The following is a 24,258-nucleotide window of genomic DNA, read 5'->3' on the forward strand; positions in this document are numbered from 1 at the left end:
CTGGTGGGCGGGCTTTTTACTTCACTGAGCGGTTGTGGGAGTTGGCGGAAGGGCTTCCGGTGGAGGCTGTGCCGATCGAGGCGATCAAGGCGTTCGACGAGGATTGCTGGTTCGGGGGCCGGGCGGTGACCTGCCGGATGGTTGCTCGGCATGCCGATCTGATCCAGAAGGCCGATCTCAGTTATCCGGTGATCCTGTCGGCGGACGGGCGGTTGATGGACGGCGGGCACCGGGTCTCCAAGGCCTGGATCAGCGGGCGTACGACGATCGACGCCGTACGATTCCCGGTCGACCCGGAGCCGGACTACGTCGAGTGGCACAACGTCGTGCCGGACGAATCCGCGGCGAGCGTCGTACGCGACAACCAGCAGTACTGGGAAGCGTTGGCGCCGGCGCGCAGAGGCGCGTCGGTGGAGTCGCTTCGCTCCGAGGCCGGCGTGTTCACCGACCACGAGCGCGCCGCGATCGGTGACGTCAGCGGACGGCGGGTTCTGCAGCTCGCCTGTTCGGTGGGCGACGAGGCGCTGACGTTCGCCCAGCTGGGAGCCGAGGTCACCGCCGTCGACCTCGCGCCGAGCCACTTGGCCACGGGCAGGGCGAAGGCCGACGCGCTGGGCTTGGCGGTGGACTTCCGAGAGCAAGACATGATGGCCCTGTCCGAGGACCTCAACGGATTCGACCTGATCTTCATCTCCTGGGGCGGTCTGTGCTGGGCGCCGGACATCAACGCCTGGGCCCACCTCGTCGCGCAACGACTCAACCCAGGCGGTTCGCTGATCATCAGCGAGCACCACCCGCTGTGGGAGGTGCTGACGGTCGCCGCCGAGGACCGTCTGAGCGTCTCCGGCGACTACTTCGTCCCGGATCGCGCCGGCTACGCCGATCCGCTCAAGGCACCCGAGATCACCAGGACGCTGGGAGTCCCGGATCTCCCCCACAAGAGTTTCGTCTGGAGCATCGGCAACGTCATCGGCGCCGTCCTGACTGCCGGGCTGACGCTCCGCTCGTTCCAGGAGTTCTCCGAGAGCGACATGTACCCGGCCCTCGGCGACACCGCCGACCGCATCCCGGCCACCTACCTGCTGACCGCCACCCGCTGAATGCCCCACTTCCCGCCGCCCGCGAGACCACTCGGCCCCGACGCCCGGGGTCAGTGGGTCACTCGCTGGACGTCACCGGAGTGGACGCAGACCGCAGACGCATGGGTAGGCGACCGCCTCGCCGAGCTCGGCCGCCGGATCAGCGGCGAGCCCGTCACCTACCGGGCCCGCTTCTGGTCGGTGGTCCGCTGCTACACGACGGTCGAGGGCCTGGTGTGGTTCAAGGAGAACAACCCGGGCCACCGATTCGAGCCAGGTCTGGTCGCGACGCTGGCACAGCTCGCTCCGTACGACGTGATCCTGCCGATCGCGCTGGACCGCGAACGCGGCCGCCTGCTCGCCGACGATCACGGTACGACGCTCTGGCACCCGGACGTCGCGGATCAGCCGACGCGCTGCACCGTCGTACGCGCACTGGCCCGCCTGCAGTGCTCCCTCCTCGGCCGCCTCGATCCGGCCGAGTACCCCGGCATGATCGAGCTCGCCCCGGCCGCGGCCGGCGATCGGGTCCGCGCCGTGGCCCGGGAGTGGGCGGACCTGCCGCCCGGGCATCCGCTGTACGCCGATCCGGACCTGGTGGCACGCGTCGAGCGAGCCGCCGACGTACTGGATCGGCGGACCGCGTTGCTCAGCGGCACCGTTCCGCTGGACCTGGAGTTCAACGACGTCTACCCGGCGAACATCTTCGGCGACCGTTCCAGCGGCGTACTCCGGCCGCGGTTCTTCGACTTCGGCAACACGATCTGGGCGCATCCGTTCGTCACCCTGCATGGCTTCCTCGACGCGGTGGCCGACTGGACGCGGGCGCCGTTGTCCCGCGAGCACCGCGACGCCCTCCTCGCGGCGTACGTCGATGTCTGGTGCGACCGTCTCGACGCGGATCCGCGGGTGCTGCGCCGCGACCTCGACGCCGCCGAGGCGCTGGTCGGTGTGCACCGCCTCGTCTCCTGGCTGCGCCTGATCCCGTACGCCGACCCGATCGAGCTCCGCACCCGCGCCGAGATCCCGCGGAAGTACCTGGCCGGGATCGCGGCGCTGGCCGGCCGCCAGGCAGAATCGGAGTGTGAAGAAGCCAGAGGCTGAGCCCGTCGTCGCGCGCAACCGCAAGGCTGCCCACGACTACCAGCTGGGCGAGTCCTGGGAGGCGGGGATCGTGCTGCAGGGCCTCGAGGTGAAGGCGCTCCGCGCCGGGCGGGCGTCGCTGGTCGGCGGGTTCGCGGCCGTCGAGGACCGGGAGATCTGGCTGTACGGCGTGCACATCCCGCAGTACTCGCAGGCCCGCTGGTTCAACGAGGGCTCGCGGCGCAAGCGGAAGCTGCTGCTGCACCGGGCGCAGATCGACAAGATCGAGCGCAAGGTCAACGAGAGCGGGCTGACGATCGTCCCGGTGACGCTCTACTTCAAGGACGGCCGCGCGAAGGTCGAGATCGCCCTCGCGCGCGGCAAGAAAACCTGGGACAAACGCCAGACCCTCGCCGAACGCGAGGCGACCCGCGAAGTCGAACGCGCCATCAACCGCAGCCTGAAAGGCCGCCGGGACTGACCCGCCACGTTGCCGTCAGCGTGGGGCGAGGAGGCAGAACTCGTTGCCTTCCGGATCGGCCATGACCGTCCAGGTGACATTGGTGCCGCTCAGATCGATAGGTGTCGCTCCGAGGGACTGCAGTCTGGCGGCCTCTGCCTCGACGTCGTCGCCTGGGTACGGGCGGATGTCGAGGTGGACCCTGTTCCACACGGTCTTCTCGTCAGGCGTGCGGAGGAACTGCAGGTAGGGCCCGACACCCTTGGCCGAACGCAGTACTGCGTTGTGGTCGGTCACCTTGTGCACGGTCCAGTCCATGGCCTCGCCCCAGAAGTCGGCCATGGCGCGTGGATCTGCGCAGTCGACCACGACCGTGGCGATCGGTCCGGTGTCCTGGACCGGGTCGTGCCAGTCCAGCACGCAGAACTCGTTGCCCTCCGGGTCGGCCATGACCGTCCAAGAGACGTCGTCGCCCTGGCCCACGTCGGCGAGTGTCGCGCCGAGCTCCTTCAGGCGGGCCACCAGCTCCGCCTGATGGGCTGCCGAGGTGGTGGCGAGGTCGACGTGCACGCGGTTCTTCACCGTCTTGGGTTCCGCGGAGGCGACCAGGTCGATACAGACGGCGACAGGGTCGGGGTAGACGAAGCCCTTGGGTTCGAGGTTGGTCACGCCGGGTCCCTCGCTCGAGAGTTCCCAGCCGAGCACCTCCGCCCAGAACCCGCCGAGCGCCGAATCGTCCCGAGCCTTCATGGTGATCTGCACAAGCCGCGTTGCCATGCCGCCGATGCTAGCGATAGTCAGCTCCAGAGACAGAAGGGGTGACCCGCAGGATCCAGCATCACCCTCAGTCTGCTCGGGTCGCGGTCTGCCGGCTGCTGACTGGCCTCGCGGGCGCCGACCGAGACTGCCCGCGTGACCGCGGCCTCGACGTCGTCCACCCGGATCTCGAAGTGCATCATCTTCGTCTGCGCGGGAACCTCCTCCGGCCAGACTGGAGGTACGTACCAGTCGTTGGCCTGGATGTTGAGCCACATTCCACTCCGGGGGTCTTGCAGAGCAGCCCACCGCGGCTCGCGCTCTGCCACCTCTGCCCCGAGCAGGTCGCGGTAGAAGGCGACCTCGGCGTCGTACTCGTCCGGCGCGCAGTCGATGCACACCGCGTTCCACGCGAAACCTTGCATCGTCGGTCGACTCCTTCGGCTAGGGCCTAGGCGGGGAAGGCTTTCCAGTGCCCTTCGGAGACGACCTCGACGGTGCCGTCGGTCACCTTGATAGCGGTCTCGTCGTCGATCGCGTACGCCGGGCCGGCGATGGCGGCGGCCCATCTCTCCGCGTCAGCCATGGTGTTGTCCGGCATCTGCTCGTGGTCCAGGTGCGGGTAGATCGAGAAGTCGACGACCCCGAGCGTGCGGTCGTCGGGCGCGGACGGCCAGCTGACAAAGTCGTCACCGATCCGCGGGGTCATCACCATGCTGCCGGCACTGAGCCCCACCCAGACCGTCTCGGGGAGCGACGAGACGACGCCCGCCAGCCCCGACTCCCGCATCCAGTGACACAGGTACGTCGCGTCACCACCGTCCACCAGCAGCACGTCTGCCTCCCGAACCCACGGCACCCACCGCTCCTCGCCGATACTGGGCAGTGCCGTGAGCTCCAGGACGCCCAAGGACGCCCAGCCCAAGCTGGTGAGCCTGTGAAACGGAGGCTCACCGACGACGGACCTTCGCACCGAGACAGGCCCGAGCATCGGATGACCCCATTGCGCTGTCGGGATGCAGAGCGCACGAGACTCGGAGATCGGCTTCCCCAGCAGCTCGACCAAGGCATCACGGATGCTCTCGTTCGTCACACCACCGGATGTGAGCAGCAGCTTCACAACACCTCCCAAGCCGAGTTCGACGGATCCGCGTGAACGACCGCCATTCACCTGTTCTACGAACGCTACGTTCCGGATCCGACATTCTTGCCAGAAGATTCTGTGGGCGTCGATCCCCGGCGCACTCGGGGGAAGCACTGGACGAGCTACTCGTACGCCTGCCATCCCGAGCTAAGAGCCGGAAAACCGGTCATTGCCGCACCTGCTCGATGCACGCCCGGCGCACGATTCCGGCTAGCTCATCCTCCGTCCGGCTCCATGGATCGCCCAGGTCGTCGTCAATTCCCCACAACTCGCCCAGAGGCTGTTCGAAGGCCTCGGAGGAATACCCGATGCCAATCACAAGTTCGGCGACTTGATTAACGGCCCAGGCCCAGCGGATCCTGCCAGTCAGATGCAGGTTCGCGATGTGGTCGTATGCCACCTTGAGGGCCGCCTGCCTTGAGGGCAAAGGGTCAACGCCCACGTCCGCGAGAGCCGCCGGGAGGACATCGCGAACCTCACGGGTGTCCCGTCCGCTCAAGCCAGCTAGTTCCGCCAGCGACTCGCCGTCATACCCCTGAACGAGCCAGCTGGCCGCCCACATCGGCACGGACTCTGCATGCAGGGTGTCCAGGGTCAACCACGCGCCCACCAGGCCGGGTGTCGGCGTCTCCTCATTTGGGACGAACTCCTGCAACATGGCGCCATTGTGCTCGGGTCTCGTGCCACCGTCATGGCAGTTGCGCCGCCGGGTGCCCAATGCGCTGTGCTAATCTCAACCTCGCAGGCGCGGGTTCAATCCCGGTCGTAGGGCGCAGCGGCACACCAGCCGAAAGGGCAAGGCCCACCTACTTCAAGACCGAAGAGGGAGCGCCATGCCCAAGCTCGAAACGTACAAGAAACAGGCGAAACTGCTCGTTCGCTGGCACCGCGCAGGCAATTTCTCGATTGGCGGTCGCATCCGACAGCTCGAGCGCTATCGCACATTGTCCGACCGCGAAGCACTCGCGCTGAAGTTTCCCCTGACCGAGGCCCAAGAGATCATCGCCCTCGAAGCAGGCTGCGCCAGCTGGGCCGAACTCAAGGCGAACACGGAAGCGCCCCCACCCGCCGGCGATCAGCCGCAGACTCATGACACGGCAGTCGCGAGCGCCAAACCGGTGCTGTACGTCGCCGACGTCGATGCGTCAGCCACGTTCTATCGGGACCAGCTCGGCTTCCGGATCGACTTTGTGCACGGCAACCCGCCGTTCTACGGATCGGTGTCGCGCGACGGCGCGACCTTGCACCTGAAGCTCGTACACGAGCCGGTGTTCGCGGCCGGCGCCGCGGAACGAGAAGGGCTCATCATGGCGTACGTCGATACGCCGAACGTACGCGAGCTGTACACGGAATATCTGGCCGCTGACACCGAGATCGTGCAGAAGCTGACCAAACAAGCCTGGGGCGGCACCGACTTCATCGTTCGCGACCCGGACGGCAACGCGATCGCGTTCGTCGGCTGAGGCCCGACGCGGCGCCGGCAGGCTCACCACAGCCTCAAGAACCGAACCGTTCGAGAACTAACGACACCCCTGACAGACTGCCGGCGAGCAACTCTCCAACGGATTTGCCTGGCGCACGGCTGCGGCACTCGTGCGCGTCGTCGCTGTGGAGTCAGGGTGTCCCGCTCAAGCAGATTCCGGACATTCCCGGCCACGCTGACCCGCGCACAACGAAGGTCATCGGCGTTGCGTCCGGACACCCCAGAGGGTGGCTGCATGGCCTTCGATTGCACGCTCGGAGGGATTCGAACCCCCACCTTCTGATCCGCGGTCGAGTTCGGACCGTCCACCGCCGTCCGGCCACAGACCCCGTGAGCGACCGCCAATGAGCACTGCTCGGGGCAGGTCAGCGAACGACCGGTTTGTGATCGACGAACGCGCGCTCGGCGACGCGGACGATGAAGGCGAAGCCCCACGTGCCGATGACCGGGAGGTCTCGTGCCTCGTCTGCGGTGCCGGCGCGGACCATCCGGCCGTCGCGGTAGAGCCCGACCGTTCCGCCCATCCGGTGAGACACCCCGGACAGCGCGCCGTCTCGGTCGAGCGGCGGGGAACGGTGACCACGACGCCACAGGCGAATCGGCCGTCTCGCAGAGGTATGCCCCAGATGTGGCCTGGCAAGAGGTGCGCGGCGGACTTGGGTACGTACGGGTACGTAGGACGTCGCGAGGACATGACGTGATTATCAACGCCGCCCACCTTCCCCGTCCCCCAATAGCTGCCAAACCCGGACGAGCGCGGCGCACGTCAAGAGTCGGCTTGCCCGATCCGTAGAGAAGCCACAGGCGCTCTGGACGTGGGTCGTAGTGGCCGCAGAGCGAGCGGCCTGCGGACGGGGCTGACCCGAGGATCAGACGTCAGGACGGCGGCTCGTGTCGATTGGGGTCGCGCGGATGAGGCGGTGTCCTGCTCTCGGGCCCGGCGAGGACGGCGCCCCGGCGCCACCCGCTGTCCGGACCGCACGCTGAAGGGGCTTCCTTGATCCATAAGAGCAAGATCCGGCAGATCGACACTGCCTCGACATGTTCTGCGCCGCCCGAATGTCCTCTGTCGGATGAGGTGGGGACGGTTGTGCGCCAGGTGATCTTCGACAGTGCAGATCGCGGTTGCGTTACGCCGGATGGGCTAAGTCCAGTCGTTGCCGTCGAGATCGTCCAGTTGTGCCTGAATCTCTGACAGCAGGGAGTCCGGCAGGATCACGACAAAGTCGCAGCTCTCAAGGTCCTGGCCCACGCTGATAGTGAGTTGACCGTCGCTCACGCTCCACCAGACGGGGTGTCTCCCGCACGTCCCGAGGCTCACATGTGAACGCTGGGCGTGGTCGGCGCCAGGAACGCGAGGGAGGCCTGCAGCCCATTCGACCGGACTCGCGTTCACGTTCAGGAGCCATGAGTCTCCGCTCAGTGTGAGCATCACGTTGTCGTCATCGAGTTGCGCGTCCGCCCTCACATCAAATCGCTCCATGCGGGGAGTATCACATCGCCGTCAGCGCTGAGACCGCGCATCGGGGATCCGTGCCTTGGCAGCTTCCGTGGCTGTTGGCAAGCCTGTTAGCAGGGCGGAAGGAACGGCTACCGTTTGCAGATGACCGCTGATCCGCCCTGGTTGGTCGCCGTAGCCACTCTGTTTCTCGCGGCTGTCAGCTGGTGGGCACCGATCCGCGAGATGGAGGCTCCGTGGCCAGTGATGGTGGGCTTTTACGGCGGATTCTTCGGTGCCGCAATCGCGGGCGATGCCGGGCACTGGATTCTGGCACAGCTTGGTCTCGCGGTGGCGGTAGTAGCAACTGCGTGGCTCGTAGCGCGATGGTGGGTGGCCAGGCGCGGGAAGTTCGGAGACGGTTCCGCGAGGCACCGCCGGTCGCGCCCTGAGAACTTCAAGTCCTGACGCGGAATCTCGCCTGCAGCTCCCCTGCGTCTTCGGCAGCGCACCGTCACTCAAGAAACTCTCGCCAGAACGGGACGGTCGCCTGTGGCTGCCATTCTGGCTCTGAGCGGTCGAGGCCCGGCCCGGCCGAGAATTCTTGGTAGACGTAGTCCAGCAGGTTTACTCCGTAGAAGACGATGTCGGTCTGGTGCATGGAGAGCACGGGGTGGCCGGAGGTGCCGCGCCCAGCCGGTAGGTACCGGTGGGAGTACACCGGCACCAGTTTCGGAACCGTGGCGAGGTGCTCCCGCGCCCGCTCGACGGCGGCTGTGCGATCGGTTGGACGCTCACCCCACCTGCTGTGCCAGTAGCCGTTGTGTTCCACATCGAAAAGGACGCCTCCAACCGGCCGGGCGAGCTTCTCGCGCAGTCTCTCCGGGTCGCTGTTCCTCCAGTCCGGCCAGTTGCGGCTGCCGACCGGCACGCCGACGCTGAGGAACGCACGGTGGTCGTCGGCGAACTCAAACCCGTACTGCTACTCGATCCGGGAACTCGGCGGAGGTCAGGCCGGGCTGGATGTCTCGACGCCGCGCGGCGAGGCGACGTCCCGCTTCCACGCCCAGCGCCGCACCGGTGATCTGAGTCATTGTGTGAGGCTACTGCTGAACCAATGGCGTGATCCGGGTCCAGCACGGTTTGCACCGCGTTGACGGCGAGCTGCCGGCACCTCGCGCAGTTGGGCGTACCCGGCAAGAAGAGTGAGCGAGCGGCGGTCGAGGCATGGGACAAGGGATACGTGTTCACGACCACGCTCGGTACGCCGATCGAGCCGCGGCACGTGCACGGCCACTTCGACGCGCTGTGCGCCAAGTCCGGCGTACGGCGAAGGTCATCTACGTCGACGTGGAGGAGCTCCAACGCGAGGCCGTCGACCAGCTCGAGTTCTTGTTCGAGGAGCCGGAGGGGGTGACGTTGGGGTCAATCGTGGGGGTCAAGAGGGCGGCGAGCACGACAGCCGCCCTCTCTGCCGTTGCCTCCGGACACACAAATAGCTGCCCGTTGGGAACCGTTGGGGTCAGACTGGGGTCTCGGCCGAGCGTGTCAGTGGATTCAAGATCTGGGGTAGGAAATGACATTGGGTGAAGTCATCGCGGCTCGGAGAATTCAATCGCGAACATTCGATCTATGCCGCCAAGCCATGGACGGTCGATTCGGAGGCCCGCGTCCAACAGGATCCGCATTCGACAGCTCCGATAGACGGATTGGACTGCCTCCTGGACGTCTACACCGCACTGGATGTCATCGAGGTTTGGAGCGAACATCGAGATGGGGCGCACCCGACCATCGCTGAGCGATGCGCGGCTTTGGCGTATTACGAGAATCATGACGACTACTTGATGCCGGAGGAGTAAGACTTGTCCGCCCGACGCGTGTGGGGCGGCGTACTAGAACCACAAAACCCAGGCCTTGGGCCTGGGTTGGGGTGGCGCGCTCGGAGTGTCCTCCGTCAAGACACCTCCGGCGCCGTGCTCGTCGTTGTTGTGGAGTCGGGCCAGCCCGCCTGCTCAAATTCAGGGCATCCTCCGGCCCCCCGCACGACGAAGGTCATCTACGTCGATGTAGCCGAGGACCTGCGACCCGAACCCGTCGCCAAGCTCGGATCCCTGTTCGAGGAGCCGGAGGGGTGACATGGGGGTCAAGAGGGCGGCGAGCACGCCCTCTCTGCCGTTGCCTCCGGACGCACAAAAGCCCAGGTCAGAGGGTGTCTGCCTGGGCCTTCGGTTTGCGCGCTCGGAGGGATTCGAACCCCCAACCTTCTGATCCGTAGGAGCCTGCGCATCCAAAGATCGCGCGGTGCGCCTGTTCTGCTCCCACTCACAGAAGTGCCGTCATATGCAGCGTGTTCGAGGTCGTTGGGGTCGGGCTGGGGTCACCCCTCAGCCGCGTTGGCACGAGTACCTCGCCCGCTCGGGCCAGGATTGGTAGTTCTCAGATGAAGCGGCGCGCTTCCTTGAGTAGCTATAGTGCGATCATGTCGCCAAGCCAGCCAACATTCGGGATGATCCGCATGCGTGGCGGACGGTACGAGGCGCATGGTCTACCGCTAGCCGGCGCAGAGGAACTCAGGCGCTACGAGAGACTTGTGGTCAGGACTGCCCGCTCGCTCTACATGCGTGCTCATCCCAAGCGGAAGCGTGCTCCACGCGGATTTCCAGAGCACACCTCCTTGCGGCTCACCGCAATCGACGAGGGCAGTGTTGTTCCTGTCCTTGAGCGGCACGACTCCTCTGCCGCCCCGAGCCTGCTGACAGCAGAGGACTATTTCGACGAAGCCCGCCTGCTGATCAATAGCGCCCTCAAAGGCTTAAGTTCCACCAACGGCAGGATCGACCCAAGGTTTCCAGCGGACTGCTTGAAGGAGTTCGCAAATTTCGGGCGCAGCCTTCAAGCTGGCGAAGCTATCGAATTCTCCGACGACGGCACCGATCCGGCCGTTTTTAACAAGGACATTCGCACCCGGCTTCAAACCCTAGCGCGCCTCGACAGCATTGAGGTCGAACTCGTGGTGCAAGGACAGATAACTGGCCTGAGGTCGTCGCCTCAGCAATTCGACTTCGTCATGAGCGGCACGGAGAAGAAGCTTGTCTGCAACTACATCGACGCTGCGATCTGGAACGATCTGAAAGAGTTTCAGGGTTTCGGCGAGCGAGCGCCAATGACATCCCTGTCTGTCGTCGCCGAGCAGTCAATGAACGGCGAAATCATAAGCATCATTGATGTCCTGGCAGTCGAGGCCGCTCTTCCAGCCGACTGGGCCAAGCGAATTGAAGAACTGTCGCAACTTGGCAGCGGCTGGCTCTATCCGGACACTCCACCACCGTCAAGTGTGGCCATAGACGCGGCGGAACAGTTCATGCTCGCATGCGTCGACGAGGCGATCGATCGCCCGGGAATCTTCCCGACCCCTGGCGGCGGTGTGCAACTGGAGTGGTCACGCGCCGGCATTGAGGTGGAGGTCGAATTCATGGACAACGGATCGGCCCGCGGTCTCTGGATCTCGACTGATACCGAGGCCGGGGATGAGCAGGATTTTACCGAGAACGACATCGACAACATGCTGAACTTCGTCCTGGGGGGCCTCAGTGGATGATGTTGCACGGGAATGGCCAGACTTGAACCCTGGCGAGGTCGAGCTTGACGACACAAATGAATGGTTGTGGCGCCAGGTGAATCCCAGCTGGATCGATGAAGGCCGTTGCACGACGCAAGCTTTCCAACCACTTAGCTCACTGACGTTCAAGCCCACACCAAAAGACGAGGGCCAGTTGTCGACCGCCCGGAACGCGAAGGCAACAGCGGAAGTTGCATATGAGGAGTTCATCGCTCAGGGCTACCAGAGCGCGGGGAGCTGGGCGGTAGTTGTGAGCGAAGTGCACTCCACGGGATTGCGCGCTGTAGACGATACAGAGTCAGATACCGCGCCAGACCCCTGCCCGACCGGTCATACCTACATCGACTTCAGAATCTTGAAGTCGCGCGGCGACATCAAGCGGGCCGCGAGCGCCCTGCGGGACGCAGCTGAAGTCAGAGGTCGCTGCCATCCGTGAGCGATCACAACGTCGCCACACCTGCCGCATCCCCCTGATAGCTGCCAACCCAGGTCAGCGCGGTGCGGGTCAAGAGTCGGCGTGCCGATCCCGTAGGGACGCGTAGCGCTCTTGACGCGTGCCGTGCTGGCCGTACGATCGGGCGGCAGGGGGACGGGGCCACCCGCGGTCGACCGCCAGGACCTGGACGATGCCAGTTTCTCTGGGAACGGAGAATCTTGGCCGTTCTCCGCGCGGGGTGGGCGAGGTTCGGCCGGCAGGCCGCATGGGCTCGCCCGCCCCGCGCGGGAGGCGCGCCGAAGGCGCGCCCTTGATCCATAAGAGGTCAACTCAGCAGCCAACCCCCGCGAAACATCGGTTCGCCGGCGGAGCGTCCCGAGCAGCAGGCGAGCCCAACGCGGTGTCAGTGCGACGATTGGTCGCGAAGTCAGATTCATGGAGCCTTGCAGGAGAGATGTTCAGTGGCTGGACAGGGACCACTCAGAGTTGGTGCTGATGAGGCTCCGACGACGAATCAATACGTTCTCGATCTCGTACGAAGGGCACTTGACGAGTTCGACGACGTTCCACTTGAGGCGACAGTCCGTCGCACGATCCGGATTGCGAATCTTCTCGGCGAGACATATACGGCGCTCCGTCTTGGCTTCGAGCTGAGGGCCACCGGTGGCCATCCTCCGGCGAATGGCGAGGCAACCAGACGGCTGATGGGCGATCCGTCGGATTGGAACGTTCCTGGCGGCGTGGCTGACAAGGCGGTGAACGAGTACATTGCGGAGCGGCTAAACTCCGAGGGCCTGATAGTTTCTCATAGCCTGGCCGAAATCGAGTTCTGGCAGAACGAAGGATTTGGTTCCGATGATCTCCCAGCGAAAGCGTATGGCGAAGACCTCGGGCGCCGAACCAAGATGCTGGAGATCGTCACACGTGCGCGTCATCGATCATTCAGTAACTTGTGCGGCTGGGAACGGCAACTATCATTTGCAGTTACCCACGAGAGGGCACTTGACTCGGTAAGCAGGCGTGTCGATGCGCTTCTGAATGAGCATGCTCCAGATGTGCTGAGCCAATTCAACGCGGCCTTCAGGCGTCTTCGCGAGGCGGTCAGCCGTAGTAATGAAGGCGCGGCGAACGAGGAGCTGTCACAGGCGGTCACCTCTTGCCGTCGGATCTTGAAGGCCGTCGTCGATATCGTGCACCCGGCCGACCCAAACAAGCCGCGATCCGAGCAAGGTCATGCCCTGACGGACGAGCAGTACCGAAACCGGCTCATGGAGTTCCTAAAAGGAAACATCAACTCAGCGAGCTTTCGGAGCGCGCTGTCTAAGAGCGGTGAGACCCTCTTCGATCGATTCGGCTCTGTTGACACGTTGACGAGCAAGGGTGTTCACGCAAATGTCGCGATGGAAGAGGCGGAATTCTGCGCATTGCACACGTATATCTTGGCGGGTGAGATTCTGCTGCTGCACCAGAACAAGGGGCAAGCATAGGCCGAGCTGCCCAGACTCGCGCGCGGACGAGATCGGGCGGGAGGCCAGGCCGGGCAGCGGGGGGCAGGAACGGGTGCACATGCAAGAGGGACCGCGACCCTGCCTGCCGGCTAAAAGGGTGTTGCTGATCGGCGGCTTCTCGGCGGTCGGAACCCCAGCTCAGCATCGTCGCTCGCACCAAGAATGAGGCACAGGGCTGCTCGGTACTCCTGGCAGGGCCACCGCACTGCGCCGCGTTCTAGCTTGGCGATGTAGTGGCCGGTGATCGGGTACCGCCTGGAGCTGACCGCGTACAGGAGCTCCGCTACTCGTTGGGCGAGTTCTCTCCGGCCCATCGGTCGTCCGGGCGCGATGCGTGACACGGTGCGCAGGCGCGCGGCCGTCAGGAGGTCGTTTGTGCCTGACTGATTTTCGGGTGCCACGTCTCAGGTAGTAGCTCTAGACTGCTAGAACAGGCGATAGGACGCTAATCGCGGCATTTCGTGGCGATTCGCCGCATGACGTCGGAGTCAGCGGCGCGGCAAGATCTGCGCATGACGCCGGACGAGTTGGACAAGCTGATCGCTGGCAACGTACGTGCTGCTCGGGCTCGACATCGGATGCGGCAGGAAGATCTGGCGGACGAGCTGGACTGGACTCGCTCGGTCGTGGGCTCGCTAGAGGCTGGCACGCGGCGCGTCACGTTGGCGGACGCCATCGCGCTCTGTGCTGCACTCAAGATGAACCTTCGAGAGCTGCTGCACGGCGCACCCGAGGACGCCCTGAGGACACTAGGCCTCGAATGACTTGGGCGCCCACGGTCGCCGTGACTTCAGATGGTCTGTTCGCTGAGGACCGGCCAGAGTGCCCGCTCGAACGGCTCGAACCGGCTGTTCTTGGTCGGGAGGGGCTGCGGCTTCTCGGTCAGTACTTCAGCCGTCTTGCGCTCTCGCCAGTCGGTGGCGGGACGCTGGAAGAGCGCGCCTGACGGGTAGTGGGCTAGGTCTAGCGTCCGGACGTGCTTGAAGCCGCGGTTCTCGTAGTAGCGGTGGAGACCGGTGTTGTCGGTCCACACGTCGATGCGGACCCACCGGTTACCGAGCTGGCCGGCGCGATCGCACGCCCAGTCGATTACGTCATCACCAAGACCGGCGTACTTGCGGCGCACGATGAGCCGGTGCAGGTACATCGCGGGTTCGGCCTGCTCCTCCGGCGTCCAGAGCTGGGGGTCGGAGAACGAGTCGAGCGCGACCGTCGCGGCGGTTTCGCCCTTGTCCGTGCGAATCATCCAGGTCTCGCCCGCACGAATGCTGGACAGGATGCGCTCGGATTGCGCCTCGGGGTTCGGCCACGCAACGGCCCACTGGTGAATGCCGCGCTTGGCGAGCCATTCGCTTGCCTCAGTGCGCATTGCCAGGATGACCGGCAGATCCTCAATCGTCGCCTGCTCAACGATCACGAGATCCCTCCATTCCCGGCCGTGTACGCACCCAGCGCCCCCAGCTCGTACACGACTCGGTTGCGGTCGCCGGCAAAGATCGTGAGCGTCAGTCGAAGCGGTCGCTTGTCGCTGTACGTCGTGCGGACGTAAACGAGCACTGGCGTGCCCTGGCTGAGTCCGAGCTTCCGGGCCTCGTCCGGTCGCGGCATCCGGGTGGTCAGCTCGTCGACATGCCCGATCTCAACGTGTCCCTTCGCGGCCATGGCGCGGATGACGCCACCGGGCACGTCGTGCGGCGTGAGGAGACCACACTCCTGCGAGATGTCCATCGGGTAGTAGCTGTCCTGCAGGCTGAACGGCTGTCCGTCGACGTACCGTGAGATTGCGCGGGAGACGAGCGAATCACCCTCCTCGACGTGCAGGCGCGCGGCCAGCTCCGGAGTTGCGGGCTTGATGCGCATCTCGAAATCGCGGTACTCGCCCTTGCGGCCCTGATCGCGCATCTCGGCATAGAACGCGTCCGTCTGGTCGCTCGCGTTCCGGTCGCGACTCTCCGCCCACGCCGCGTGATACGTGACCCCGAGGAGATCGAGGTCATGGTCCAGATGCTCGCCGTGGTGTTCCAGCTCGACGGCTCCGGACTGCTCCACACCAACCAAGGAGCCGCGGGCGTCCGCTGCTACCTGACCGCCCGAATCCCCAACAGATACGACCGATCCGAGCCCCTGACGCCCGATCAGAACCAGTAGGGAGGTGGTCCAGATGACCAGCACCGCAACGCACGGCAGGATCAAGCTGGACCGCTTCCCGCTGGACGTAGTACAAGACCTCGCGATCACCAACGCGTCTGCGTCCGGCCGATCCTGAACCGCGTTGTCGACACCGAGACCGGGACTGAGCGCATTGTCGGCGTCTCGTGCGGGTCGACGCTGATCAGCAAGTGCCCTCCGTGTGCTGAGGCGAACCGGCGACTGCGGATGCAGCAGTGCCGCGAAGGCTGGCACCGAGACACCGAACTCGAACTCCCTGCCGACACTGACCAGCTCGAGGATGAGGACCAGGCCGAAGACGCCGGCACCGATGAGGAATCGGCGCGCCGCGTCCGCTCCACCCGTCGACGCCAGGATGCGCCGGATCTGCCCCGGGTCCCGATGGACAAGCGCACGGTCGGTACGACGTTCCGCGCGCCGAACGGCAAGACCTACCGCCCGTCGATGTTCATCACCCTCACACTCGACTCCTACGGCGCGACGCACCGTCTCCCGTACCGGGTTGGCGGCAAGCTTGTTCCGTGCTCGTGCGGCGTGCACCACAGCTCGAACTCGCCCGTTCTGTCGACTCCGGTCGACCCGTCGACGTACGACTACCGCCGCGCCGCACTCGACGCGTTGCACTTCTCCAAGGGCGTCGACCGCTTCGTTCAGAATCTGCGCCGTTGCGCCGGCTACAAGGCGCAGTACTTCGCCGTTGTCGAGCCACAGAAGCGCCTCGCTCCGCATCTGCACATGGCTGTCCGTGGCACCGTGCCGCGCGAGATTGTCCGCCAGGTCGCCGCCGCCACCTACCACCAAGTGTGGTGGCCAGAGCACGAGACGCCCCTCTCCGGGCCCCAGATCGGCCGGGACCTCCCGATCTGGGACGACGACACCGAACGCTTCCTCGACCCGAACACGGGCGCGCTGCTGCCCACCTGGGACAACGCGTTGGACGACCTGGCCGCCGATCCCGCGACGCAGCCCGCACACGTTGTCCGGTTCGGTGAACAGGTCGACTACAAAGGCATCGTCGCGGACTCCGAGACCAAGGTCGGCAAGGCGATCGGCTACCTGACCAAGTACCTCGGCAAGGCGATCGGCGAGACCTACGGCGACGACCCAGCCGAGCTGCACCCGGCCCAGCTCGATCACCTGAACCGGCTTCACGAGCACGTCAAGGTGCTGCCCTGCTCGCCGGCCTGCGCGAACTGGCTCCTGTACGGGATCACCCCGAAGGACGCGACCGGCAACCTCGTCCCTGGCGAGTGCGACAGCAAAGCCCACGACCGCGCGCACCTCGGCCTAGGCGGTCGCCGCGTGCTCGTCTCCCGCCAGTGGACCGGCAAGACCCTGACCGACCACCGCGCCGACCGCGCCGAAGTCATCCGCCAAACCCTCGCCGCCGCCGGCGTCGAGATGGACGACCAAACCGCGCTGTCCATAGCCCAGACCACCAGCGACGACGAACAGCCGCGGTTCATCTGGACGCCTGTTCGCCCCGGCGACGAAGACGCACCCACACAGAAGGAAGTCCTGGCCTACAGCATCACCAAACGCATCCGCTGGCGCGAGCAGTACGAGCGAGCCAAGCAGCGCGCCCGCGACGGCACAGGACCACCGACCCACAGCAATTCGGCAACTGACGACAACGACGACGCCGCGAACGCGGCCTAGCTAACTGGGGAGCTGACCATGCAAGACGATTCGCGCCTACTCAAGGTCGAGGAAGTGGCCGAGCACCTGAACGTCTCCCGCTGGACCGTCTACCGGCTGATCAAGGAACGTGAGCTGACCAGCGTCAAGGTGCGCAACGGTCGCCGCGTACCGCTGCAGTCCATCCGGGCTTACGTCGCCGGCCTGATCGAGGACGTGGCCTCGTGACAACGCTCGCATTCATGGAACCCGAGGAGCCGAAGAAGCCGCGGAAGGCCAAGCCCAAGGCAGCCAAGAGCCAGGCGGGGAAGCGGAACGTCAACGGCGAGGGAAACATCCGCGAACGCTCGGACGGTCGTTGGGAGGGTCGGGCCTACGTCATCACCACGGACGGCCGGGAGGTCCGCCGCAGCGTCTACGGCAAGTCCTGGGAGGACGTGCACGAGAAGCTGACCAAGATGCAGGCGGACACCATGTCCGGCAAGCGCGTGGCATCCAGCTCGCAGACGGTAGGCGAGTACCTGGAGTACTGGCTCCACGAGCACGCTCGGCACCGGGTCCGGGATACGACGTACGCAAGCTATCGGTGGCTGATCGAGAAGTACCTCGTACCGCTGTTCGGCAAAAAGAAGCTGACTGCGTTGCGTCCGGCTGACATTCGGCGCGGCTTCTTCCAACTCAAGCAGACCTGCCAGTGCTGCGCGAAGGGCAAAGACCACGCCCGTGAGGACCGAGCGAAGAAGCTCCGCGCGGCGCGCGCCGGCAAGGCTCCGAGGAAGAACGCTCGACCGATCGAGGGAGCACGCTGTTGCGCGAAGACTCCGCGTGAGTGCTGCCGGGACGTGGTGTCAGACGGCACGATCCGCTACCTACACCGAGTGCTGCGCGCCGCACTTCAGGACGCAGTGACCGAGGACGAGATCCTGACGGAGAACGTTGCGAAGAAGCTCCGGATGGACCACAAGTACCGGCCGGCCTTCAAGGCGTGGAAGGCGGACGACGCGACCAAGTTCCTCGCGGCGATTCGGAATGACCGGCTGTATGCGCTGTACGCCGTCGCCCTCTCGCTCGGTCTGCGGCGAGGGGAAGCGCTGGGGCTTCGGTGGTGGGACGTCGACCTGATCAACGGCGTGATCCGGATCGAGCACGGGTTGCATCGGGTCGACGGTGAGTTGCAGCTCGGCCAGGTCAAGACCGACGGCTCCGCTCGGGAGGTCCCGGTACCGAAGTCACTGCTGCCGGTCCTGCTCACGCACCGGAAGGCGCAGGAAGCCGAGCGCGCCGGCCGCCTCGCGCAGTTGGCCGGACCCGATAAGAAGAAGGAGCGAGCCGCGGCGGTCGAGGCGTGGGAGAAGGGGTACGTGTTCACGACCACGCTCGGTACGCCGATCGAGCCGCGGAACGTGAACCGCCACTTCGACGCCCTGTGCGCCAAGTCGGGCGTACGGCGGATCCGGTTCCACGACCTGCGGCACTCGTGCGCGTCGTTGCTGTGGAGTCAGGGAGTCCCGCTTGAGCAGATTCAGGACATTCTCGGGCACGCTGACCCCCGCACTACGAAGGTCATCTACGTCGACGTAGCCGAGGAGCTGCAACGTGAGGCCGTGGACAAGCTCGGGTTCCTGTTCGAGGAGCCGGAGGGGTGACGTTGGGGTCAACCGTGGGGGTCAAGAGGGCGGCGAGCACGACAGCCGCCCTCTCTGCCGTTGCCCCCGGAAACACAAAAGCCCAGGTCAGAGAGTGTCTGCCTGGGCTTTCACGAAGCGCGCTCGGAGGGATTCGAACCCCCAACCTTCTGATCCGTAGTCAGATGCTCTATCCGTTGAGCTACGAGCGCTGGACAACGTCGAGTAACGATACATGGCGGGGGCGGGTGGATGCCAATCGGCTCTCGCAACGAGGTCGTGACGGTGGTGGGGTGCGGCGTGGCGGGGGGTCTGGAGGTGGCGGCTCTACGATCCGCGGATGGGTATTGAGGACTTGCTCGGTGGGCGGGATCTGGGGGACGTGAAGAAGGCCGTCGGGTTCGTGATGGAGAACTCGGACGACTTCCAGAAGGTGCTGAATCTGGTGCGCGGGCTGCCGGACGACGCGGTCGGGTTCCTCGGGAAGCTGCCGGAGCTGCTGAAGACGATCGGGTCGGGGCTCGCGGAGGCGGGTGAGCAGGCGGCGAAGGCGGCCGGGGCGCTCGTCGGCGAGGACGGGGAGGGCGGGGCGCGGAAGGCGCTGACCGGGAGCGCGACCACGATGAGTGCGGCCAAGGACCGGCTGCACGACGCGGCCGGGATGCTCGCCGGGCTCGCGGGTGAGCTCGACAAGATCCCCGGGATCGGCGACGCGGCGGCGAAGAAGCTGAACGACGGGAGCGGCCAGATCGGCGGGGTCGCGACCGAGATCGAGAGCCTGGCCGGCAACCTGCAGGACCTGTCCGGCATCCTCGCGACGGTCGGCGACGCCCTGAAGGGCCTCGGTACGAAGCTCACCGAGTCCGGCGGCTCGGTCAACACACTGCTCGCCTGAGGTCTGGGAACACCCGTCGGTGTCTGACGACAAGCAATAGCCTGTTTCCAGACGCCGTCGCGTGTCTCGTGACGGAACCGCGACACGGCGGTCCGAGTCCATGCGCGCGGGGGAGGACCTTCGCGTGGTTAGGGTCGCGGGCATGGGTAGTCGACTGGCGCGGGGGACCGCGATCGGGTGTGGGGTGGCCGCGCTGGTGGGCGGAGGGGTCGGTTTCGCGGTCGGCGAGCCGGTGACGCCGGAGGACATCGTGCCGGCGCGGGTGCTGCCGGCCGATCTGTGCGCGCGGATCGGCGACGTGGCGAACCTGTTGCCGAAGGCATCGGACGGGCCGGTGACGATGACCCAGGGCGGAACCACGACCGTCACCTGTACGGCGGCGAGCTCCCGCGCGAAGGTCCGGGCGTACACGTCGGCGAGCGTGGAGGTCACGATCACGGCGTACGGCGGGAAGGATGCCGGCGCGGGGAACGCGCCGTTCACGCCGGACCAGGTGGCGAGCCGGACATTCACCCGGTCGCCGCTGAAGGCGTACGACGCGAACCGCCCGTACCCGACGAAGGCGAGCCGGACCGCGAGCGGACTGGCCGGTGAGACCTGGACCGTCCACACGATGGTGCAGCGCGCCGACGTCGTCGTCCTGGTGGACTACACGGCCAACCCGATCGACGCGGACGCCGCGCAGAAGGCGGCGCTGGCGCTGGCGGACCGAGCGATCTGGGAGAGCAAGTGAGCAACAGCGCGCCGGAGATCCCGGGTTACCAGTTCGACCAGCGGATCCTGCTGCACCCGCTGGCGGAGTTGTGGCACGGCCGAACCTTCACCGGGATGGACGTCGTCGCGCTCGTGCTCAGCGACGAAGGCGCCCGGAACCCGACGGTCGTCGACCGGCTGACCCGGGCGAGCCGCGACGCCGCGCTGGTGCCCGGTCGGCAGGAGACCCCGCTGTGGGCCGCGAACCTCAGCGCCGGCCGCCCGTACGCGATCACGCAGCTCGTCCACGGCCAGACCGGCGCCGAGCGCCTGGTCGACCCGCTCGACGGGGTGCTCGGCAACGACGACGAGTCGCTGCAGGCGGTCCGCGACCAGCTCGCCGGGTACGGCGCGACGCCGCCGACGCTGCTGCCCGGCGACACCAGCTCTCCGCAGGGCGACATCCCGTCGTACGTCGACCGCCCCGCGCAGGCGACACCGCACGACGAGCACGACGAGCAGGGCGAGCAGCCGCAGTCGAAGATCGAGATCGCCCGGCAGTACCGGCGCAAGATCGGCGCCTGGATCTACCCCGTCGTCGCGCTCGCGGTGCTGATCGTCTTCAGCATCGCGTACTCGATCGGCACCGCGATCGGCGGCGCCGTGAAGGACGAGCCGGGCGAGGCCGCCCCGCCGGCGGCGGTCAGCCCGGAGCCGATCCCGTCCACCGTCCTGATCCCGCCGATCAACCGCGTCACGACCGCGCCGTACAAACGCCCCGACGGATCGGCCGGGATCTTCGGCGCCACCTACGCGGCCGGCGCCGACGTCCAGGTGATCGCGAACGCCGAGCTGCCGTTCGCGCTCGGCTGGCCGCGGCCGCCGGAGGTCGCCTTCCTGGGTGAGTCGTCGCAGCTGATCCTGCGGCGGATCGTGACCAAGAACGACTACGAGCCGGGCGGCCTGAAGAACGCGATGAAGGCGCAGTTCGCGCTGCACCCGTGCGCGAGCCTGGCCGGGTGCGTGGCGGACCGGCCGGCCTTCGACCAGCAGTGGACGAAGATCTACAAGACCACGGCGCCGGCGGCCGCGAAGGACGCACGGACCTGGCTGACGGTGTCGGCGAAAGCGCCGTACACGATCACAATGACGCGCGCGTTCCAGAGCGGCGGGCAGTGGTGGCTGGTCGGCGCGATGGTCGTCGGCCAGACCGCCGAGGCGCCCGACATCCAGCGGGTCGTCAACGACATCTGGCGGCAGACCAGTTGATCCGCCGCAAAATCTCCTGAACGGCCCGCGCGAAACAGCGCGGGCCGTTCTCTTTTTCACAAGCGACACCGGAAAGCGATTGTCGCGAAAACTTTGTGACCGGGTTCACGTTCTCGGGGTTCTCAGCACCCAGGCGGTTCGCGTACCGTAGTACCACTTGCGCACTGGTATACGTCCACTGGACGCACTGGTCTGCGAGAGATCACACCGCCAGCCAGCTGGATCGAACCGCCGGAGACCCCGGCGGCCGGAGCCGTTACCTCCTCAGCGTCGAGGGGGCCGCGCGGTTTGCCGGGCCCGACAGCCGAGAGGGAATGAGCCGCCGATGACGACCACCGCCAGCCCGACCCATACCGAGACCGCCGCCCCAGCAGCCGCACCGGACCTCCCGGCCGCACCAGCCACGACGTACGACCTCACCGACGCACCGACCCGGCACGCCGGCCTGCTGGCCTGGGTCGCCGAGGTCGCCGAGCTCACCCAGCCGGACCGGATCCACTGGGTCGACGGCTCCGACGCGGAGTACGCGAAGCTCACCGACGAGCTGATCGCCGCCGGCACCATGGTCCGGCTGAACGACGAGAAGAAGCCGAACTCGTTCTGGGTCCGCACCGACCCGTCGGACGTCGCCCGGGTCGAGCAGCGGACGTTCATCTGCTCGGTCGAGGAGAAGGACGCGGGTCCGACCAACAACTGGATGGACCCGGCGCAGATGAAGGCGCTGATGACCGAGCTGTACCGCGGCAGCATGCGCGGCCGGACGATGTACGTCGTCCCGTTCTGCATGGGCCCGCTGACCGCCGAGAAGCCGATGTTCGGCGTCGAGATCACCGACTCGGCGTACGTCGTCGCCTCGATGCGGATCATGTGCCGCACCGGCGCCGAGGTGCTCACGAAGCTCGGTACCGACGCGTCGTACGTCCCCTGCCTGCACTCGGTCGGCGCCCCGCTGCAGCCCGGCGAGGCCGACGTGCCGTGGCCGTGCAACGACGAGAAGTACATCGTCCAGTTCCCCGAGGAGCGGACGATCTGGTCGTACGGGTCCGGGTACGGCGGCAACTCGCTGCTCGGCAAGAAGTGCTACTCGCTGCGGATCGCGTCGGCGATGGCCCGCGACGAGGGCTGGCTGGCCGAGCACATGCTGATCCTGAAGCTGATCTCGCCGGAGAAGAAGGTGCACTACGTCGCGGCGGCGTTCCCGAGCGCCTGCGGCAAGACCAATCTGGCGATGCTCGACCCGACCCTCGAGGGCTGGGAGGTCGAGACGCTCGGCGACGACATCGCCTGGATGCGGTTCGGCAAGGACGGCCGGCTGTACGCCGTGAACCCGGAGTTCGGCCTGTTCGGCGTCGCCCCCGGCACCGGCTGGAAGACCAACCCGAACGCGATGCGCACCATCGAGAAGGGCAACTCGGTCTTCACCAACGTCGCGCTCACCGACGACGGCGACGTCTGGTGGGAGGGCTACTCGCCGACCCCGCCGGACCACCTGACCGACTGGAAGGGCCGCGAGTGGACGCCGGCCTCGGGCGAACTGTCCAGCCACCCGAACAGCCGGTTCTGCACGCCGATCAAGCAGTGCCCGATCATCGCCGACGAGTACGACGACCCGAACGGCGTGCCGATCTCCGCGATCATCTTCGGCGGCCGCCGGGCCACGACGGTCCCGCTGGTGACCGAGTCGCGCGACTGGGCGCACGGTGTCTTCATGGGCGCCACGCTGTCGTCGGAGACCACCGCGGCGGCGGTCGGCCAGGTCGGCGTCGTCCGGCGCGACCCGATGGCGATGCTGCCGTTCCTCGGCTACGACGCCGGGCAGTACTTCGACCACTGGCTGACCGTCGGCAAGCAGCACGACGCGGCGCAGCTGCCGAAGATCTTCTACGTGAACTGGTTCCGCAAGGACGAGGCGGGCAAGTTCGTCTGGCCGGGCTTCGGTGAGAACAGCCGCGTGCTGAAGTGGGTCATCGAGCGGATCGAGGGCCAGGCCGACGCGGTCGAGACGCCGATCGGACGGGTGCCGGCGCCGGGCGCGCTCGACGTCAGCGGGCTGGACCTGACCGACCACGACCTGCAGATCGCGCTGGACGTCGACGCCGAGGAGTGGAAGGCCGAGCTCCCGCTGATCGAGGAGTGGTTCGCGAAGCTCGGCGACACGGTGCCGACGTCGCTGAAGGTCGAGCTCGACCACCTCAAAGCCCGGCTGGGCTGACAGCGCGGCCCCAGAACACCGGCCGCCGAGTCGGAAGCCGGCGGCCGGGCCATCACGGCGCGGCGCCTCGGGTCAACCTCCGAGGCGCCGCGCCGTGCTTTCGGCGAGCACCCGCCGGACCTCGTCGTCGCCGACCGGCGAGAAGTCCCGGTACGCCTGGCCGACCGCGGTGAAGTACTGCGGGATCCACGCGCACACCACCTGGTCCGCGACCTGGGTCAGCCGCCGGCAGCTGTCGATCCCGCCGACAGGTACGGCGACGACGACCCGCGCCGGGCCCTGACGCCGTACGGCTTCCACGGCCGCGCGCATGGTCGCGCCGGTCGCGAGGCCGTCGTCGACCAGGATCACCACGCGATCCCGGACGTCGATCGGCGGGCGGTCGCCGCGGTAGGCGCGCTCGCGGCGCCGCAACTCCAGGACTTCCTGCTGCCGGACCGCCTCCAGCGTCTCCGGGGCGACCTCCGCCGCGATCGGCTCGTTACGGACCACGTGCAGCTCCTCGCCGACGCCGGCGATCGCGCCCATCGCCAGCTCCGGCTGCCCCGGCAGGCCGAGCTTGCGCACGATCAGGACGTCGAGCTCCGCGTCCAGGGCGTCCGCGACCGGGGCCGCGACGGGTACGCCGCCGCGCGCCAGCCCGAGAACCAGAACGGGGCCGCCGACCGATCCGAGTTCGTCGGCCAGCACACGGCCCGCGGCCACCCGATCCGGGTACGGCCTCCTCATAGCGCCCATGATCCACGTACGT

At 66.6% G+C, this 24,258-nt stretch carries 27 protein-coding genes and 1 tRNA gene; 16 read left to right on the plus strand and 12 right to left on the minus strand.

The window, feature by feature from the left end; all coding sequences use genetic code 11:
- The first annotated feature begins 59 nt into the window (after positions 1 to 59).
- Genes ABZX12_RS14265 through smpB form a run of 3 tightly spaced genes read left to right on the plus strand, consistent with a single transcriptional unit; the run spans position 60 to position 2,643 of the window.
- Positions 60 to 1,100 (plus strand): class I SAM-dependent methyltransferase, encoded by a 1,041-nt coding sequence (locus ABZX12_RS14265; RefSeq protein WP_355693134.1) that lies wholly within the window; start codon positions 60 to 62, stop codon positions 1,098 to 1,100.
- Positions 1,101 to 2,183, plus strand: a complete 1,083-nt coding sequence (locus ABZX12_RS14270; protein ID WP_355693136.1) for a hypothetical protein — start codon at positions 1,101 to 1,103, stop codon at positions 2,181 to 2,183.
- Complete coding sequence (smpB, locus tag ABZX12_RS14275; RefSeq protein WP_355693138.1) at positions 2,164 to 2,643, plus strand: SsrA-binding protein SmpB; 480 nt, start codon at positions 2,164 to 2,166, stop codon at positions 2,641 to 2,643. Before ABZX12_RS14270 ends, smpB begins: the two co-directional genes overlap by 20 nt.
- Before the next feature lie 15 nt (positions 2,644 to 2,658).
- Here the strand turns inward: smpB and ABZX12_RS14280 are convergent, their stop codons facing one another.
- The 4 genes from ABZX12_RS14280 to ABZX12_RS14295 all read right to left on the minus strand — a co-directional run bounded on the left by ABZX12_RS14280 (position 2,659) and on the right by ABZX12_RS14295 (position 5,180).
- Complete coding sequence (locus tag ABZX12_RS14280) at positions 2,659 to 3,399, minus strand: VOC family protein (protein WP_355693140.1); 741 nt, start codon at positions 3,397 to 3,399, stop codon at positions 2,659 to 2,661.
- A gap of 20 nt (positions 3,400 to 3,419) precedes the next feature.
- Positions 3,420 to 3,803: a VOC family protein gene (locus tag ABZX12_RS14285; protein WP_355693142.1), complete on the minus strand. Its 384-nt coding sequence runs from the start codon at positions 3,801 to 3,803 to the stop codon at positions 3,420 to 3,422.
- A gap of 26 nt (positions 3,804 to 3,829) precedes the next feature.
- A complete protein-coding gene (locus ABZX12_RS14290) occupies positions 3,830 to 4,498 on the minus strand; it encodes a Type 1 glutamine amidotransferase-like domain-containing protein (RefSeq protein WP_355693144.1) in 669 nt (222 codons plus the stop codon).
- 190 nt (positions 4,499 to 4,688) lie between these two features.
- Positions 4,689 to 5,180: a hypothetical protein gene (locus ABZX12_RS14295; protein WP_355693145.1), complete on the minus strand. Its 492-nt coding sequence runs from the start codon at positions 5,178 to 5,180 to the stop codon at positions 4,689 to 4,691.
- Between the two features lie 175 nt (positions 5,181 to 5,355).
- On the opposite strand from ABZX12_RS14295, the gene ABZX12_RS14300 reads away from it, so the two are divergent.
- On the plus strand, positions 5,356 to 5,985 hold the full coding sequence (locus ABZX12_RS14300; protein ID WP_355693147.1) for a glyoxalase superfamily protein: 630 nt from the start codon (positions 5,356 to 5,358) through the stop codon (positions 5,983 to 5,985).
- 385 nt (positions 5,986 to 6,370) lie between these two features.
- On the opposite strand, the gene ABZX12_RS14305 is transcribed toward ABZX12_RS14300, so the two are convergent.
- From ABZX12_RS14305 to ABZX12_RS14320, 4 genes are all read right to left on the minus strand, one after another.
- Positions 6,371 to 6,529 carry a hypothetical protein gene (locus tag ABZX12_RS14305; RefSeq protein ID WP_355693149.1) on the minus strand — a complete coding sequence of 53 codons (159 nt, stop codon included), beginning with the start codon at positions 6,527 to 6,529 and terminating at the stop codon, positions 6,371 to 6,373.
- A gap of 620 nt (positions 6,530 to 7,149) precedes the next feature.
- The gene (locus tag ABZX12_RS14310; RefSeq protein ID WP_355693151.1) at positions 7,150 to 7,488 is read right to left on the minus strand and encodes a hypothetical protein; all 339 of its coding nucleotides are present in this window, start codon (positions 7,486 to 7,488) and stop codon (positions 7,150 to 7,152) included.
- Positions 7,489 to 7,957: 469 nt separating this feature from the next.
- Complete coding sequence (locus ABZX12_RS14315) at positions 7,958 to 8,374, minus strand: hypothetical protein (protein WP_355693153.1); 417 nt, start codon at positions 8,372 to 8,374, stop codon at positions 7,958 to 7,960.
- Between the two features lie 37 nt (positions 8,375 to 8,411).
- The gene (locus ABZX12_RS14320) at positions 8,412 to 8,537 is read right to left on the minus strand and encodes a hypothetical protein (protein ID WP_355693155.1); all 126 of its coding nucleotides are present in this window, start codon (positions 8,535 to 8,537) and stop codon (positions 8,412 to 8,414) included.
- A 492-nt stretch (positions 8,538 to 9,029) separates the two neighbouring features.
- Between ABZX12_RS14320 and ABZX12_RS14325 the strand changes: the two genes are divergently transcribed.
- From ABZX12_RS14325 to ABZX12_RS14345, 5 genes are all read left to right on the plus strand, one after another.
- Positions 9,030 to 9,302, plus strand: a complete 273-nt coding sequence (locus ABZX12_RS14325) for a hypothetical protein (RefSeq protein ID WP_355693157.1) — start codon at positions 9,030 to 9,032, stop codon at positions 9,300 to 9,302.
- 620 nt (positions 9,303 to 9,922) lie between these two features.
- Complete coding sequence (locus ABZX12_RS14330) at positions 9,923 to 11,041, plus strand: hypothetical protein (RefSeq protein WP_355693158.1); 1,119 nt, start codon at positions 9,923 to 9,925, stop codon at positions 11,039 to 11,041.
- Positions 11,034 to 11,498, plus strand: a complete 465-nt coding sequence (locus ABZX12_RS14335) for a hypothetical protein (protein ID WP_355693160.1) — start codon at positions 11,034 to 11,036, stop codon at positions 11,496 to 11,498. The genes ABZX12_RS14330 and ABZX12_RS14335 overlap by 8 nt, the downstream gene beginning before the upstream one ends.
- A gap of 461 nt (positions 11,499 to 11,959) precedes the next feature.
- Complete coding sequence (locus ABZX12_RS14340) at positions 11,960 to 12,985, plus strand: hypothetical protein (RefSeq protein WP_355693162.1); 1,026 nt, start codon at positions 11,960 to 11,962, stop codon at positions 12,983 to 12,985.
- 533 nt (positions 12,986 to 13,518) lie between these two features.
- Positions 13,519 to 13,770, plus strand: coding sequence for a helix-turn-helix transcriptional regulator (locus ABZX12_RS14345; RefSeq protein ID WP_355693164.1), 252 nt, complete (start codon positions 13,519 to 13,521; stop codon positions 13,768 to 13,770).
- A 26-nt stretch (positions 13,771 to 13,796) separates the two neighbouring features.
- Here ABZX12_RS14345 and ABZX12_RS14350 read toward each other — a convergent pair whose 3' ends face one another.
- Both ABZX12_RS14350 and ABZX12_RS14355 read right to left on the minus strand, forming a co-directional pair.
- Positions 13,797 to 14,423: a GNAT family N-acetyltransferase gene (locus ABZX12_RS14350; protein WP_355693166.1), complete on the minus strand. Its 627-nt coding sequence runs from the start codon at positions 14,421 to 14,423 to the stop codon at positions 13,797 to 13,799.
- Positions 14,420 to 15,055, minus strand: a complete 636-nt coding sequence (locus tag ABZX12_RS14355) for a GntR family transcriptional regulator (protein WP_355693168.1) — start codon at positions 15,053 to 15,055, stop codon at positions 14,420 to 14,422. Before ABZX12_RS14355 ends, ABZX12_RS14350 begins: the two co-directional genes overlap by 4 nt.
- 213 nt (positions 15,056 to 15,268) lie before the next feature.
- Between ABZX12_RS14355 and ABZX12_RS14360 the strand changes: the two genes are divergently transcribed.
- From ABZX12_RS14360 to ABZX12_RS14370, 3 genes are read left to right on the plus strand one after another with little or no spacing between them, the layout of a single operon-like run.
- Positions 15,269 to 16,834 (plus strand): replication initiator, encoded by a 1,566-nt coding sequence (locus ABZX12_RS14360; RefSeq protein WP_355694287.1) that lies wholly within the window; start codon positions 15,269 to 15,271, stop codon positions 16,832 to 16,834.
- 18 nt (positions 16,835 to 16,852) lie between these two features.
- Complete coding sequence (locus tag ABZX12_RS14365) at positions 16,853 to 17,041, plus strand: helix-turn-helix domain-containing protein (protein WP_132326237.1); 189 nt, start codon at positions 16,853 to 16,855, stop codon at positions 17,039 to 17,041.
- Between the two features lie 14 nt (positions 17,042 to 17,055).
- The gene (locus tag ABZX12_RS14370; protein ID WP_355693170.1) at positions 17,056 to 18,459 is read left to right on the plus strand and encodes a site-specific integrase; all 1,404 of its coding nucleotides are present in this window, start codon (positions 17,056 to 17,058) and stop codon (positions 18,457 to 18,459) included.
- Between the two features lie 118 nt (positions 18,460 to 18,577).
- On the opposite strand, the gene ABZX12_RS14375 is transcribed toward ABZX12_RS14370, so the two are convergent.
- Positions 18,578 to 18,650 (minus strand) — tRNA-Arg (locus ABZX12_RS14375).
- 128 nt (positions 18,651 to 18,778) lie between these two features.
- Here ABZX12_RS14375 and ABZX12_RS14380 point away from each other — a divergent pair.
- From ABZX12_RS14380 to ABZX12_RS14395, 4 genes are all read left to right on the plus strand, one after another.
- On the plus strand, positions 18,779 to 19,333 hold the full coding sequence (locus ABZX12_RS14380) for a hypothetical protein (protein ID WP_355693172.1): 555 nt from the start codon (positions 18,779 to 18,781) through the stop codon (positions 19,331 to 19,333).
- Positions 19,334 to 19,475: 142 nt separating this feature from the next.
- Positions 19,476 to 20,066, plus strand: a complete 591-nt coding sequence (locus ABZX12_RS14385; protein WP_355693174.1) for a hypothetical protein — start codon at positions 19,476 to 19,478, stop codon at positions 20,064 to 20,066.
- The gene (locus ABZX12_RS14390) at positions 20,063 to 21,295 is read left to right on the plus strand and encodes a hypothetical protein (RefSeq protein WP_355693176.1); all 1,233 of its coding nucleotides are present in this window, start codon (positions 20,063 to 20,065) and stop codon (positions 21,293 to 21,295) included. Before ABZX12_RS14385 ends, ABZX12_RS14390 begins: the two co-directional genes overlap by 4 nt.
- Positions 21,296 to 21,620: 325 nt before the next feature.
- Positions 21,621 to 23,507 carry a phosphoenolpyruvate carboxykinase (GTP) gene (locus tag ABZX12_RS14395; RefSeq protein WP_355693178.1) on the plus strand — a complete coding sequence of 629 codons (1,887 nt, stop codon included), beginning with the start codon at positions 21,621 to 21,623 and terminating at the stop codon, positions 23,505 to 23,507.
- A 72-nt stretch (positions 23,508 to 23,579) separates the two neighbouring features.
- Here the strand turns inward: ABZX12_RS14395 and ABZX12_RS14400 are convergent, their stop codons facing one another.
- Positions 23,580 to 24,236, minus strand: a complete 657-nt coding sequence (locus ABZX12_RS14400) for a phosphoribosyltransferase family protein (protein ID WP_355693180.1) — start codon at positions 24,234 to 24,236, stop codon at positions 23,580 to 23,582.
- Positions 24,237 to 24,258 lie beyond the last annotated feature (22 nt).

This window comes from Kribbella sp. NPDC003505, assembly GCF_040610875.1.
In the GTDB taxonomy this organism is placed as follows: Bacteria; Actinomycetota; Actinomycetes; order Propionibacteriales; family Kribbellaceae; genus Kribbella.